Annotated in this window: 13 protein-coding genes; 8 read left to right on the top strand and 5 right to left on the bottom strand. The window is 31.2% G+C overall.

What is annotated here, in order from left to right:
• Nucleotides 1–45: 45 nt before the first annotated feature.
• From FNB79_RS01085 to FNB79_RS01095, 4 genes are all read left to right on the top strand, one after another.
• Nucleotides 46–2,883 carry a PAS domain-containing sensor histidine kinase gene (locus tag FNB79_RS01085; protein WP_143379543.1) on the top strand — a complete coding sequence of 946 codons (2,838 nt, stop codon included), beginning with the start codon at nucleotides 46–48 and terminating at the stop codon, nucleotides 2,881–2,883.
• A gap of 143 nt (nucleotides 2,884–3,026) precedes the next feature.
• A complete protein-coding gene (locus FNB79_RS01090) occupies nucleotides 3,027–3,473 on the top strand; it encodes a response regulator (protein ID WP_143379544.1) in 447 nt (148 codons plus the stop codon).
• Between the two features lie 226 nt (nucleotides 3,474–3,699).
• Nucleotides 3,700–3,837: a hypothetical protein gene (locus FNB79_RS17130; RefSeq protein ID WP_185967823.1), complete on the top strand. Its 138-nt coding sequence runs from the start codon at nucleotides 3,700–3,702 to the stop codon at nucleotides 3,835–3,837.
• A 66-nt stretch (nucleotides 3,838–3,903) separates the two neighbouring features.
• A complete protein-coding gene (locus tag FNB79_RS01095) occupies nucleotides 3,904–4,926 on the top strand; it encodes a helix-turn-helix domain-containing protein (RefSeq protein ID WP_143379545.1) in 1,023 nt (340 codons plus the stop codon).
• Nucleotides 4,927–5,147: 221 nt separating this feature from the next.
• Here FNB79_RS01095 and rho read toward each other — a convergent pair whose 3' ends face one another.
• Nucleotides 5,148–6,884, bottom strand: a complete 1,737-nt coding sequence (gene rho, locus FNB79_RS01100; RefSeq protein WP_143379546.1) for a transcription termination factor Rho — start codon at nucleotides 6,882–6,884, stop codon at nucleotides 5,148–5,150.
• Between the two features lie 199 nt (nucleotides 6,885–7,083).
• Between rho and FNB79_RS01105 the strand changes: the two genes are divergently transcribed.
• Nucleotides 7,084–7,494, top strand: coding sequence for a DUF4293 domain-containing protein (locus tag FNB79_RS01105; RefSeq protein ID WP_143379547.1), 411 nt, complete (start codon nucleotides 7,084–7,086; stop codon nucleotides 7,492–7,494).
• A gap of 61 nt (nucleotides 7,495–7,555) precedes the next feature.
• On the opposite strand, the gene FNB79_RS01110 is transcribed toward FNB79_RS01105, so the two are convergent.
• Nucleotides 7,556–8,047: a metallophosphoesterase family protein gene (locus FNB79_RS01110; protein ID WP_143379548.1), complete on the bottom strand. Its 492-nt coding sequence runs from the start codon at nucleotides 8,045–8,047 to the stop codon at nucleotides 7,556–7,558.
• Between the two features lie 74 nt (nucleotides 8,048–8,121).
• Here FNB79_RS01110 and truA point away from each other — a divergent pair, with 74 nt between their 5' ends.
• The gene (gene truA, locus FNB79_RS01115; protein WP_143379549.1) at nucleotides 8,122–8,865 is read left to right on the top strand and encodes a tRNA pseudouridine(38-40) synthase TruA; all 744 of its coding nucleotides are present in this window, start codon (nucleotides 8,122–8,124) and stop codon (nucleotides 8,863–8,865) included.
• Nucleotides 8,866–10,632, top strand: coding sequence for an ABC transporter ATP-binding protein (locus tag FNB79_RS01120; RefSeq protein ID WP_143379550.1), 1,767 nt, complete (start codon nucleotides 8,866–8,868; stop codon nucleotides 10,630–10,632). It begins immediately after the preceding gene.
• Here FNB79_RS01120 and FNB79_RS01125 read toward each other — a convergent pair.
• The 3 genes from FNB79_RS01125 to folP are packed head-to-tail and all read right to left on the bottom strand — an operon-like array spanning nucleotide 10,629 to nucleotide 12,867.
• The gene (locus tag FNB79_RS01125) at nucleotides 10,629–11,414 is read right to left on the bottom strand and encodes a diadenylate cyclase (RefSeq protein ID WP_143379551.1); all 786 of its coding nucleotides are present in this window, start codon (nucleotides 11,412–11,414) and stop codon (nucleotides 10,629–10,631) included. The genes FNB79_RS01120 and FNB79_RS01125 overlap by 4 nt on opposite strands.
• Nucleotides 11,415–11,450: 36 nt before the next feature.
• On the bottom strand, nucleotides 11,451–12,095 hold the full coding sequence (locus FNB79_RS01130; protein WP_143379552.1) for a hypothetical protein: 645 nt from the start codon (nucleotides 12,093–12,095) through the stop codon (nucleotides 11,451–11,453).
• A gap of 1 nt (nucleotide 12,096) precedes the next feature.
• On the bottom strand, nucleotides 12,097–12,867 hold the full coding sequence (gene folP, locus FNB79_RS01135; RefSeq protein WP_143382531.1) for a dihydropteroate synthase: 771 nt from the start codon (nucleotides 12,865–12,867) through the stop codon (nucleotides 12,097–12,099).
• A gap of 130 nt (nucleotides 12,868–12,997) precedes the next feature.
• On the opposite strand from folP, the gene FNB79_RS01140 reads away from it, so the two are divergent.
• Nucleotides 12,998–13,537 carry a DUF1599 domain-containing protein gene (locus FNB79_RS01140; RefSeq protein WP_143379553.1) on the top strand — a complete coding sequence of 180 codons (540 nt, stop codon included), beginning with the start codon at nucleotides 12,998–13,000 and terminating at the stop codon, nucleotides 13,535–13,537.
• Nucleotides 13,538–13,551 lie beyond the last annotated feature (14 nt).

Below are 13,551 nucleotides of genomic sequence, written 5' to 3' on the forward strand. Positions count from 1 at the left end.
TTTAAACATTTTATTTCAATGTGTTTTTGGCAGTTATTTTAAAACATGGATACAACACAAAATAAATTACTTACACAGTCTGAAATAGGAATTTTATTAAGTTCTAAAATAGACAACTCTTCTCAGTTAGGACCTATTAATACATGGTCGCCGTTTTTAATATATACTTTAAATATTATTTTAAACAGTAAACAACCTCAGTTTTTATGTTGGGGGGACGATGCGTTACTTTTTTATAACGAAGCTTTTTACGATAATTTTATAGTAGACAATAATGTACACTCCTATTTATTAAAACCTTTAAAAAGTATACCTCTTGAAGTATTTACAAAATTAACACCTAGTATACAAACAGCGTTAGAATTAAATAACCATATCACTCTGGATAATTTTGTTTTTAAACTACCTAATTTAAATAGAACGTATTGGAACATTAATTTTACACCACTACACACCAACAGCAACCAAGCTCTAGGTGTATTAGTGCATTGTATTAACGAAACACCTAAAATTAAAGCCACGAGAAAGGTCACTAAATTAACATCAAGGTTTCTTAATATTGTAAAGCACGCCCCTATTGGCGTATTAATTATTTCTGCAAAAACAAAAACAGTAGATACTGTTAATAAAAAATACAAACTATTATTTAACGAAAACAATTTATTTTCTATCGGAGATCCTTTTGAAAATGCATTACCCGACACAATATCAGATTTAAAAGAAAATATTCTTAACACTTTTATTACTGGTGAAAATTTTCAGCTTACAGAAACGCCTGTATCCATATTAAATAATGGTATTAAAAAAAATCATTTTTTCAATTTTTTGGGTGAAGCCATTAAAGATGATAACGATAGTATATCTGGATTAATTTTAGCGACTACCGAGGTTACAGAATCTGTTATTGCTAAACAAAAAGTTTTAGAAAGTGAAAACAAATTTAAAAATGTAATTCTACAAAGCCCAATTCCAATTGCCGTTTTTGATGGACCAAATCATGTCATTAAAATGGCTAATAAAACCATGCTTAATGACATCTGGAGAAAAGATCCTGAAGCATGCTTAAATCATCCGCTTTTAGAAGTGTTTCCTGAATTAAAAGCACAACGTTTTCCTGAATTACTAGATAATGTGTATAAAACAGGAATATCTTATAATGAAAGAGAAGCTCACGCAACTGTTGAAGGAAATGATGGTACTAAGAATTTTTATTTTGATTTTGATTATGCTCCTATCTTCGAAAATAAAGATAAAGTGATAGGCATTATAGTAACTGCTGTAGATGTTACTGAGAAAGTTTCATCTAGAAAAAAAATTGAAAAAACAGAAACGCGTTTACGTATTGCAACAGAAGCTGCAGATTTGGCTACTTGGGAACTAGATTTAATCAACAAAGATATTACTTATAGTAAACGATTAACTCAAATTCTAGGATACCGCGAAAATTTTGTTTTATCTAAAGACTTTATAAGAAGTAGAATTGTAAAAGAAGATTTAGACACAATATTAATTCCTGCATTCGAAAATGCATTAAAAACAGGAACTTACTTTTATGAAGTGCGCGCACGTAAGAAAGACGAATCTGTAATTTGGATTCGCACGCATGGTAAGGTTTTTTATAATGAAGAGGGTGATCCAATTAAACTATTTGGAACGCTAAGAGAAATTACTTCTGAAAAACGCAATGAACAACAACTAATGGAAAATGAACAAAAGTTTAGATTGTTGGCAGATTCTATGCCTCAAAAAATATGGACTGCAAACACAGAAGGACTTTTAGATTATTACAACCAAACTGTATACGATTTTACTGGACATACTCATGAAAGTTTAAATCCATCTAACTGGTTAACAATTGTTCATCCTGACGACAGAAAAGAGAATGTAGATCTATGGACAAAATCTATAGAAACCGGAGAAGATTTTATCATGGAACATCGTTTTTTAAGATACGACGGTCAATACCGCTGGCAACTAAGCCGTGCAGTTCCCCAACTAGATAGCACAGGTAATATACAGCGTTGGGTAGGTACTAGTACAGACATTCAAGATCAAAAAATGTTTTTACAAGAATTGGAACGCCAAGTGCAAGATCGTACTAAATTATTAGGTGAAGCCAATGCTAAATTAGAGGATTCTGTAGAAGAATTACAGCGTATGAATGAAGAACTACAATCTTTTGCATACATATCTAGTCACGATTTACAAGAACCATTGCGTAAAATACAGATTTTCTCTTCTCGTATTTTAGACTTAGAAAAAGATAATCTTTCAGAAACTGGAACAGGTTATTTTATGCGTATGCAAAATGCAGCACATAGAATGCAAGTTTTAATTAAAGATTTACTTACCTATTCTAGAACAAACACCTCAACGCGTGCTTTTGAAAAAACAGATTTAAATAGTGTTATAGAAGAAGTTAAAATAGATCTAAGAGAACTGATTAAAGACAATCAAGTCACCATAGAAACTGGAAATTTATGTACTATATATGCTATACCATTTCAGTTTATACAGTTAATGAATAATTTAATAAACAATTCAATAAAATTCGCTAAGCAAGACGTACCTCCAGTTATTAAAATAGATAGTGTTATAGACAAAGGATCCACCTTTAAGTTAGAGCAGCTAGTAGCAGAAGGAGAATATTGCCACATTAAAGTGAGTGACAATGGTATTGGTATAGATCCCCAGTATAGCGAACAAATTTTTGATGTTTTTGAGCGTTTACATACTAGAACGGCCTATGAAGGTACAGGAATTGGATTGGCAATAGTCAAAAAAATTGTTGAAAACCATAACGGTTATATCTTTGCAGAAGGTGAAGAAAATAAAGGAGTTACGTTTAATATTTACATTCCAACAGACATATCTACAGTTTAGAGTTTATTTTTTGAAATTAAATAGAATTAATTTGTAAATTTACTTTTTAGATTTACACAATTTTTAATGAATAAAAATTTAACTTAAATCAATTTATAACACATTACAACACCACGCATTAGTGTTATAAATTCAATGTTTTTATGAACTTACAAAGATTAAATGTCGCCTTAGTGGACGATGATGAAGACGATCGTTTTCTATTTAAAGAAGCCATAGACCAAATTCATATTAAAACTGAATTGTCTATGTTTGAAAATGGACAGAAGTTCATGGACTTTTTATTTCAACCAAAATCTATTTTACCTCAAGTGGTATTTTTAGATTTGAATATGCCAGTTAAAAACGGATTAGAATGTTTACAAGAAATACGTACAACAAATCATCTTAAAGATTTATCTGTTGCTATATATTCTACATCGTCATCAGAAAATGACATTAATGAGACGTTTATAAACGGTGCCAACATATATATTAATAAACCTAATGATTTTAGTAAACTAAAATCTGTTATAGAGAAGGTGCTTCAAATTAATTGGCAATATAACACCTCAAATCTCAATAAAGAAAATTTTATAATGCGATTGTAAAGACTATAAAAGCTTTTTATTTTAAATAATTATAAGCCCAAAATGTTAATTTCTGTTAACTTTTGGGCTTTCTTGTTTTTTAAAACCCCTACACAAGATACTTAAAAACAATAAGTTAAGCCCAAAATCATAAAATTATATAACACATTCCAAAAATTATGTAACACCACCCCCGATCTATTTAGCGAATTTTGGAGTATCAATAACCAAAATACTATATAAAAATATGAAACCGACTTCAAATCAAAATGCACGTGTGGGAAAAGTTATGAAGCCATCACATTTTAAAGTGTTTAATTTACAAGGCATTCTAAATAGAATTGACAATTCTAATCCTATTGTTACTGGAGTAAAATCCAAGTAAAATATAAAAGAGTATACAAGTAACCAGCGAAAAAAATCATTAACAATTTCAACTCAATTTAATCTTATGAAAACTTTATATATAAAATCAACAACAGCACGTAAAATGATTAACGATCTTCAAGAACACCTTGGAGGAACAACAACAGCGCTTAATGAAGAGTATGTTTTAACTTTAGATAATGATCTAGCGTATGGTACAATTAGTGCATTAACTATTAAAAAAAGCATTACATATATTGCATTTGATATTGAGTTTAAAAAAGATTTTAAATTAGTAAACACAATATTAAAGTCTTCTCCTATTTATTTCACTTATTGTTCTGAAGGACACGTAGAACACAGTTTTGATCTCTCTGGAAAAACAAATACTTTAGATGCCTATCAAACCGCTATTCTTAGAAGTGGAGATACTGTAAATAATGTATATCATTTTGAAAAAGATAGAGTATTTAACTTCTCTACAATAGTAGTAAGTACAGACGATGTATCTCTTGCCAACAATGATTTAAATTCTAAATTAAACGAAATTTTTAAAACTGAAAGCAATACCGATCATTATGTATATTTCGGGTCTTACAACCTTAAAATTTCAGAAAAAATAAAGCAATTAGAAGCTATTAGCCAACAAGGTGTAGTAAGACGTTTATTAGTTGAAAGCACAGTACAAACTATACTAGCCCTAGAAATACAACAACATACAGACGATATTGAATTTGCTAAAAACAAGTTTGGCTCGTTAAATAAAGATGAAATGGAGATAGTTAAAGACGTCTCTCAATTCATTACAAACTACCCAGAAAAGCAATATACTTTAAAATATTTAAGTGCTAAATCTGGATTAACTCCATCAAAATTACAAGAAGGTTTTAAATTGTTACACGATAGAACAGTAACAGATTTTATTAGAAACGTACGTGTAGAAACTGCAGAAAATTTAATTAAAACTACAGATTTAAACATCTCTGAGATTGTGTATACTGTAGGATTAACTAGTAGAAGTTATTTCTCTAAAATATTTAAAGAAAAATATAACTGTAGTCCTAAACAATATCAGGATAATCAAAATTCGTTAGCTGCGACAGCATAACTTATATATAAAAAATCGCCCATGTAATGTTATTATATGGGCGATTTTACGTTTTATAACATCTTGGTTTATTTTATAATATAGACACTCATAGAGCAATGTCAGTAATAAAAAAACAAGTCTATTTAATTAGTATTTTATTTAAATTTAAAGATTATAAACAAAAAAAAGTGGTTATCTAAATAAGATAACCACTTTTTTTATAGAGATAAAAGAGTGTATTAACTATTCATAGAAATTAAAAACTCCTCATTATTTTTGGTTTGTTTAAATCTATCATTAATAAATTCCATAGCTTCAACAGGATTCATATCGGCTAAATATTTACGCATAATCCACATACGTTGTATTGTAGTTTCGTCTAATAAAATATCATCACGACGTGTACTAGATGAAATTAAATCGATAGCAGGGAAAATTCTACGGTTAGCAATACGTCTGTCTAATTGCAGTTCCATATTACCTGTTCCTTTAAATTCTTCAAAAATTACTTCGTCCATCTTAGATCCCGTATCTGTTAGTGCCGTAGCAATAATAGATAAAGACCCTCCATTTTCTATATTACGTGCAGCTCCAAAGAAACGTTTTGGTTTATGTAATGCATTAGCATCTACACCACCACTTAATATTTTACCAGATGCCGGTTGTACAGTGTTATATGCACGTGCTAAACGTGTGATTGAATCTAATAAAATTACCACATCATGACCACATTCTACTAAACGTTTTGCTTTTTCTAAAACAATATTTGCAATTTTAACATGCTCGTGTGCTTCCTTATCAAAGGTAGATGCTACAACTTCACCACGTACATTACGTTGCATATCTGTAACCTCTTCAGGACGCTCATCTATTAATAATATAATTTGATATACTTCTGGATGATTTGCAGCAATAGCATTTGCGATATCTTTTAATAACATAGTCTTACCTGTTTTAGGTTGCGACACAATCATACCACGTTGCCCTTTACCAATAGGGCTAAACAAATCCATTATACGTGTAGAAATTGTACTTTGCTTTTCTGCAATATTAAATTTTTCTTGAGGAAATAACGGTGTTAAATGCTCAAACGATACACGATCTCTAACAACATTTGGATTCTGACCATTAATCTTACTTACTTTAATTAATGGAAAATATTTTTCACCCTCTTTAGGTGGTCTTACTTGACCAAGTACCGTGTCACCTGTCTTTAACCCAAATAAACGAATTTGTGATTGTGACACATAAATATCATCTGGAGACGACAAGTAATTATAATCTGAAGATCTTAAAAACCCATAGCCATCTTGCATTATATCTAAAACACCTTCACTTTCTATAATGGCATCAAACTCATATTCTGGTTCTCTGTAACGATTTCTAGTGTCTTTATTTCCGTTATTAGAATTAGAATGATTTTGATTTCCGTTAGACTTATTATTTTGTCTCGCCTTAGGATTATCTTTCTTTTGGTTTAAATTCTCACGTTTTGGGCGTGGCTGATTCTCTTTTTTAGGCGTATTCGTATTAGGAGTTTTATCTTCTTTACTCACTGGAGCAGATTTTTCCTCCTTAGCTTGTGGTGTTTTATCTTGTGCTGGTCTTGGGTTAGGCTTTCTTGCAGGTTGCCTTTTAGCAGGAGCTTGTTTTGGTGCTTCCTGTGGTGATTCTTTAACTTCAGAAACGGGTGTCTCTTCAGAGGTCGTTTCGGCTTTTTTTACTGCTTTAGCAGGAACACGTTTTTTTACACGTTCACGTTTTGGTTTTACAGACTCTTCTTTAGGAGCAGCCGTATCATCTTTTACTTCTGTTTTAGCGTCTATGACAGCCTTAGGGTTAGCCGCCTGATGGTCTAATACTTGATATACTAAATCTAGTTTTTTTAGAGAACGGAACTTAGGGATATTTAATTTTTTTGCAATTTCCTGTAATTCAGGAAGCTTCATTTCTTTTAATTGAGTGATTTCAAACATTGATGTTCAATTGAATATTTGATTAGAATTTAAATATTGAATTATTCTGAAGAAAATATGATCTTATTCTGAAGAATTAACAACCTAAAACAAAGAGTGTTGTACATTGTTAATGCAATTATACGACTTTTATTTTAATAATTTATATAAATATTCTCAAAGAAACTCCTATTTTTGTTGTCTAGTTTATAAAAAACGAATGATACAACGTATACAAACCATATACTTGCTTTTAACTGCTATTGTAAGCAGCGGACTTATATTTGTATTTAATTTATGGACAAATTCCGAAGGCACTTTAGTATATGCTACAGATAATTTAATAAGTTTAGGCTTATTTATAGCATCTGCAGTATTAGCGTTAGTATCTATATTTATGTATTCAAACAGAAAGCTTCAATTTGTATTGGGCCGTCTAAACATCATATTAAACTTTTTTTTACTAGGATTTTTCGTTTATCAATCTCTAAACTTATCTGGAGAAACTAACGTTTCTGAGAAAGGTATTGGGATGTTTCTTCCTATAATTTCTATCGTATTATTAGTATTAGCTAATAAAGCCATTAAAAAGGATGAAGATCTTGTAAAATCTGTAGATCGATTACGTTAAAACCTTATAATCTTAGTAGTATTAGTGCGTGTAAAAAACCCGAAGGTTGTGCTTCGGGTTTTTATTTTTTAAACTCGATCACTTCCAAATCTTTTATTTCTGTACCATCTATAACAAACCGCAACATAGTCCGTACTTTATGAAATCCATGTTTACCAATTGCACCTGGATTCATATGTAACAGCTTAAGGGTTTTATCTGGCATCACTTTTAAAATATGAGAATGCCCACAAATAAACAATTTGGGTGGATTTACTTTAATTTCATCTCGAATTAAAATGTTATATCGATTAGGATATCCACCTATATGAGTTATCCACACATCTACACCTTCACACATAAATCTGTTATGTTCAGGAAACACTCGTCGTATCTGAGCATCGTCTATATTACCATACACAGCACGCAAAGGTGTGATCGCTTCAATAGCATCTGTTACTTTTAAGTCGCCTATATCTCCTGCATGCCAAACCTCATCGGCTTGTTTTACATATTTTAATACAGCGTTGTCTATATAGCTATGTGTATCAGAAAGGAGAAGGATTTTTTTCATTAAGAGAATATTGTGAGTACAAACTAGTAAAACTAATTATCTTTGTAGATTCAAAAACAAAAATACGATTATTCTTGAGATATTTTTTAGAACTTTCTTATAACGGGACAGCTTATCATGGTTGGCAAAACCAACCTAATGCACGCTCTGTTCAAGAAGTTATAGAAACTGCCTTATCTGTAATTTTAAAAGAAAAAATTGCGATAATGGGTGCAGGTAGAACAGATAGTGGTGTACATGCTAAGCAAATGTTTGCTCACGTTGATGTTTCTGCCGAATTAGATACTGAGACTTTACGCTATAAGCTAAATTCGTATTTACCCAAAGACATTGCTATACATCACATTTTTAAAGTTAAAGCAGATGCTCATGCCCGTTTTCACGCAACAAGCAGAACGTATTTGTATCGCATTGCACTTCAAAAAAATGTATTTAATTTTGATAATGCCTATTTTGTAAAACAAAAACTAAATATTGAAAACATGATTGCTGCTGCAAATATGTTATTAAGCTACAGTGATTTTGAGTGTTTTTCTAAAAGTAACACCGATGTAAAAACATACCTTTGTAACATCACCGCTGTGCATTTAGAAATGGTAGACACAGAATTACACTTTACAATTACTGCAGACCGGTTTTTAAGAAATATGGTACGTGCCATAATGGGCACTTTAATAAATGTAGGCTTAGGAAAACTTGAAGTAGATGATATGCATCGTATTATTTCATCTAAAAAACGCAGTGAGGCTGGATATTCTGTACCTGCAAAAGGTTTATACTTAACCCACATAACGTATCCTGAATCGATTAAATTATAAATGGAAGACTCAAAAAAAAACAATATAAATATAAGCTTATTTAAACGCCTATTAGAGTATATAAAACCCTATAACAACGTGTTTATTGGCGTTTTTATATCTGTAATTTTATTAGCTGTTTTTGGTGCATTAAGACCTTATATTTTACAGCAAGCTATAGATAATAATATTGCTACCAGAACCCTAGAAGGCTTTTTACCTTACATATTAATTATGTTAGGCCTTTTAATTTTAGAAGTGTTTTTCCAACTTATCTTTATATACTACTCGGGATGGTTAGGACAAAGTGTGGTTAAAGATATTCGTGTAAAACTGTTTAACCATATGCTTCGATTTAAAATGAAGTATTATGATAATTCTTCAGTTGGTGTTTTAATAACGCGTTCTGTAACCGATATGGAGCGTATAGCCGACATTTTTGGTGAAGGTTTATTTATGATTTTTAGAGACTCTTTAACCATGGTGGTCGTTGCTGGTGTTATGGTGTTTATTAACTGGAAATTAAGCCTTATAGTTTTTTTAATGTTGCCATTAGTTTTATATGCTACTCGAGTATTTCAAAAGTATATGAAAAAAGCTTTTGAAGAAGTAAGAACCGAAATTTCAAATCTTAACTCATTTGTGCAAGAACGGGTAACCGGCATGAAAATTCTTCAGTTATTTACAAGAGAGGACACCGAATACAAGCATTTTAAAACCATTAACGAACGCCACAAAAAAGGCTGGTTAAAAACTGTTTGGTACAACTCCATATTCTTCCCTATTGCAGAACTTTCTGGATCTATAACCATTGGTTTAGTTGCTTGGTATGGTGGTCTTGATGCTGTTATGCACAACTCGTCTTCTTTGGGAGATTTAACTGCTTTTGTAATGATGATCCCGATGTTATTTAGACCGTTGAGACAAATTGCAGATAAGTTTAATACTTTCCAAATGGGTATGGTTGCGGCCACAAGAGTATTTAAAGTAATAGACACTAAATCCCAAATAGATGATTCTGGCTCTATAATAGCCAACCAATTTAAAGGCGATATTTCTTTTAAAAATGTGAAGTTTAGCTACATAGAAAACGAGCTTGTCTTAAAAGACATTTCTCTTGAAGTAAAAGCAGGACAAACAGTTGCTATTGTTGGCGCTACGGGAGCAGGAAAATCGACTATAATTAATTTATTAAATCGTTTTTACGAAATAGATAAAGGGGAAATATTAATAGATTCTACTAATATAAAAAACTTTTCATTGGTGTCTTTGCGAGCTCAAATTGCTGTAGTCTTGCAAAATGTATTTTTATTTGCAGATACTATTTTAAACAATATCACATTAAATAATCCTAGTATTACCGAAGCACAAGTTATACAGGCTGCAAAGGAAATTGGTGTACACGAATTTATTTCTAGTTTGCCTAATGGGTACAATTATAATGTAAAAGAACGAGGCATAATGCTATCCTCTGGACAGCGTCAATTAATTGCATTTTTACGTGCTTATGTGACCAATCCTAGCATTTTAGTATTAGATGAAGCCACATCGTCTGTAGATTCTTACTCAGAACAGCTCATACAAAATGCAACAGATAAAATTACTAAAGGCAGAACATCTATTGTAATTGCTCACCGTTTGGCAACAATTATTAAAGCCGATAAAATTATTGTTATGGATGCAGGTCAAATTGTAGAACAAGGCACACACGAAGAGTTACTTTTAAATGAAAATGGCTACTACAAAAACCTGTACGAAGTTCAGTTTATGAAAGAAGTTTCTGCTTAAACTAAATCTTCTTTAATTATTTCTTTTAGTTCTTCAATAGATTCAAACACAATAAATTCACCATTTTTAAAATAAGAAATTTGCCCCGTTTCTTCACTTACAACTAGTGCTAAAGCATCGGTTTTCTCACAAACACCTACAGCTGCTCTATGGCGTAAACCAAAACGTTGTGGTAAATTTTTATCGTTATTTACTGGTAATATTACACGTGTGGCTTTTACTATATTTTCTGCAATGATAATAGCTCCATCATGTAGCGGACTATTTTTAAAAAATATACTCTCTATAATAGGTTCTGTTACTGTAATATTCATTTCATCTCCTGTTTGGGCCAAAAAATCTAAATTGTTATTACGTTCAAAAACAATTAAGGCTCCTGTATTGGTAGATGCCATTTTTGTACATGCCGATAGGATAGCATCTATATCTGTGTTGTTACTACTCTCTGTTTGAAGAAATTTTAATTGCTTAAAAAATTGACTGCTCTTACTAAAATTTGTAGACCCGATCATTAACAAAAACTTACGCAACTCTTGCTGAAACACAACAATTAAAGCAAACATCCCTACACTTATAAATCCGCCTAGTATATTACTTAACAGCTGCATGTGTAAAGCTTCTGTAACTTTCCAAATAATATAAATAATTACAATCCCAATAAAAATATTAATAGCAACAGTTCCCTTTACCAATTTATATACATAATACAATAAAAGGGCCACTAGAAAGACATCTATAATGTCTATTAATGTAAATTTTAAAAGGTCTCTAAAGATTTCCAAAGGGTAGTTATTTTATGTAAATGTAACAATTTAAGACTAAAAAATAAACTCGTTGGTATTGATTAACACCGATGCATTTGTAATGGTTAAAAGTAAATCTTTTATATGCATATAGGTTTGAAATGACAGCTCTTTTTCAAAATTTAATACAAAAACGTGACGTTGATCCGATTTAGATTTTAAGATTTCAACTAAATCTTCCACCGTGTAATATTTATTTTGGTAATGAACACCTTTTAAATTAAAAGTAAGAACTTGTGGGTGTACATCAGACGTTTTTACATACGCTTCTACAGACTGATCTACAAGATAATTTACGTTTGTAAATTCAATAAAACGCAAACTTTTAACTTCTGGATTAAAAGCTGTAAAGTAATTTTTAACACCCTCCTTTTTATGGGAAGCATTTCGTTTTTTCTCTTGTAAATGTATTAAGACAGGTATGATCTGCTTTAAAGTTAAACGTTTATCTACATTTACTAACCAATTGGTTGTACTAATTAAATTTTGCTTATTTAATTCTACACTATCTTCTGCTTTGGTGTTGTAAAAAATGTAAGCTGGAGAGACATCTAAAATCTCCTTAATTTCAGAATGTTGTATTTCTGCAAGTTGTAACTCTTTATCTGTACTACAAGATACAAGCACAGTAAATACTATTGCAATTAGAAATAGTTTCATATTAATTTAAAGCATTTACAAGCGTGATACATTCCATGGCTTCTTTAACATCATGCACTCTTAAAACCGAAGCTCCTTTTTGCAAACTTATGGTATTAATTACTGTTGTGCCATTTAAAGCATCTTGAGCAGACTGTTTTAACGTTTTATAAATCATAGATTTTCTAGACACGCCAACTAACATGGGTAATTCGGTGATTTTTAATAGTTCTAACCGATTTAAAAGCTCGAAATTTTGTTGTAATGTTTTCGAGAATCCAAAACCTGGATCGATAATAATATCTATAATGCCGTGTTGTCTAGCTAGAGTAATTCGTTCAGAAAAGTAGAATAATATTTCTTTAAGTATATCTTGATACGATGTATGTTGTTGCATTGTTTGCGGTGTACCTAGCATATGCATCATGATATAAGGAACGTTTAATTTACCTACAGTTTCTAACATTAAAGGATCTAACTGTCCCGCAGAAATATCGTTTATTAAAGCTGCTCCAGCATTCACACAGGCTTTAGCAACACCACTTCTAAACGTATCTACAGAGACTAAAATATCTGGAAATGTTTTTACAAGTAACTCAACTACAGGCAGAATACGTGCCAACTCTTCTGCTTCACTAACATGATCTGCATTAGGTCTAGAGCTATATGCTCCTACATCTATAAACACAGCCCCATCGTCTAGCATTTTCTTGACTTGCGTAATAATATCGGTTTCATTTTTATAGCTTCCACCATCGTAAAAAGAATCTGGCGTAAGATTTAAAATTCCCATGACACATGGCGAAGACAAATCTATAAGTTGACCGTTACAGCGTATTGTTTTTTTCAAGACAGATTAGAAATGTTTAAAGTTTGTTATTCCATTAAATTGTGCGAAATTTACGGAAAATTCAATTCAATCTATGCAAGATACCTCAAAACAATACGACGCTGTAATAACCATCTGTAGAAGTTTATTTATAAATAAGATGAAAGATTATGGTTGCGCATGGCGTATTTTAAGACTGCCTTCTTTAACTGATCAGATTTTCATAAAAGCACAACGCATTAGAGGGTTACAAGAAAATGAGGTACACAAAGTAGATGAAGATGAAGTTTCTGAATTTATTGGAGTAATAAATTATTGCATCATGGCACTCATTCAATTAGATAAAGGTGTTGCGACCCAACCCGATTTAAGTACCGTTGAAGCAACAGATCTTTACGATGATAAAATATCTAAGACTAAGCAATTAATGATGGACAAAAACCATGATTATGGCGAAGCTTGGCGAGATATGCGTGTAAGCTCCTTAACAGATTTAATTTTACAAAAATTACTTCGCGTTAAACAAATTGAAGATAATAAAGGTAAAACCTTAGTAAGTGAAGGTATTGATGCCAATTACCAAGACATGATAAACTACTCTGTTTTTGCCTTAATACATCTAAACGCTAAATAAATAGACATTACCCA

Source organism: Formosa sediminum (genome assembly GCF_007197735.1).
In the GTDB taxonomy this organism is placed as follows: Bacteria; Bacteroidota; Bacteroidia; order Flavobacteriales; family Flavobacteriaceae; genus Formosa; species Formosa sediminum.

Bases quoted from the DNA above. Each gene is read 5' to 3' on its own strand.
- FNB79_RS01110 (WP_143379548.1), bottom strand. From the start codon at position 8,047: ATGAAAAAAATCCTTCTCCTTTCTGATACACATAGCTATATAGACAAC.
- folP (WP_143382531.1), bottom strand. From the start codon at position 12,867: ATGGGAATTTTAAATCTTACGCCAGATTCTTTTTACGATGGTGGAAGC.
- FNB79_RS01120 (WP_143379550.1), top strand. From the start codon at position 8,866: ATGGAAGACTCAAAAAAAAACAATATAAATATAAGCTTATTTAAACGC.
- FNB79_RS17130 (WP_185967823.1), top strand. From the start codon at position 3,700: ATGAAACCGACTTCAAATCAAAATGCACGTGTGGGAAAAGTTATGAAG.
- rho (WP_143379546.1), bottom strand. From the start codon at position 6,884: ATGTTTGAAATCACTCAATTAAAAGAAATGAAGCTTCCTGAATTACAG.
- FNB79_RS01130 (WP_143379552.1), bottom strand. From the start codon at position 12,095: ATGAAACTATTTCTAATTGCAATAGTATTTACTGTGCTTGTATCTTGT.
- FNB79_RS01140 (WP_143379553.1), top strand. From the start codon at position 12,998: ATGCAAGATACCTCAAAACAATACGACGCTGTAATAACCATCTGTAGA.
- FNB79_RS01090 (WP_143379544.1), top strand. From the start codon at position 3,027: ATGAACTTACAAAGATTAAATGTCGCCTTAGTGGACGATGATGAAGAC.
- FNB79_RS01105 (WP_143379547.1), top strand. From the start codon at position 7,084: ATGATACAACGTATACAAACCATATACTTGCTTTTAACTGCTATTGTA.
- FNB79_RS01085 (WP_143379543.1), top strand. From the start codon at position 46: ATGGATACAACACAAAATAAATTACTTACACAGTCTGAAATAGGAATT.
- FNB79_RS01095 (WP_143379545.1), top strand. From the start codon at position 3,904: ATGAAAACTTTATATATAAAATCAACAACAGCACGTAAAATGATTAAC.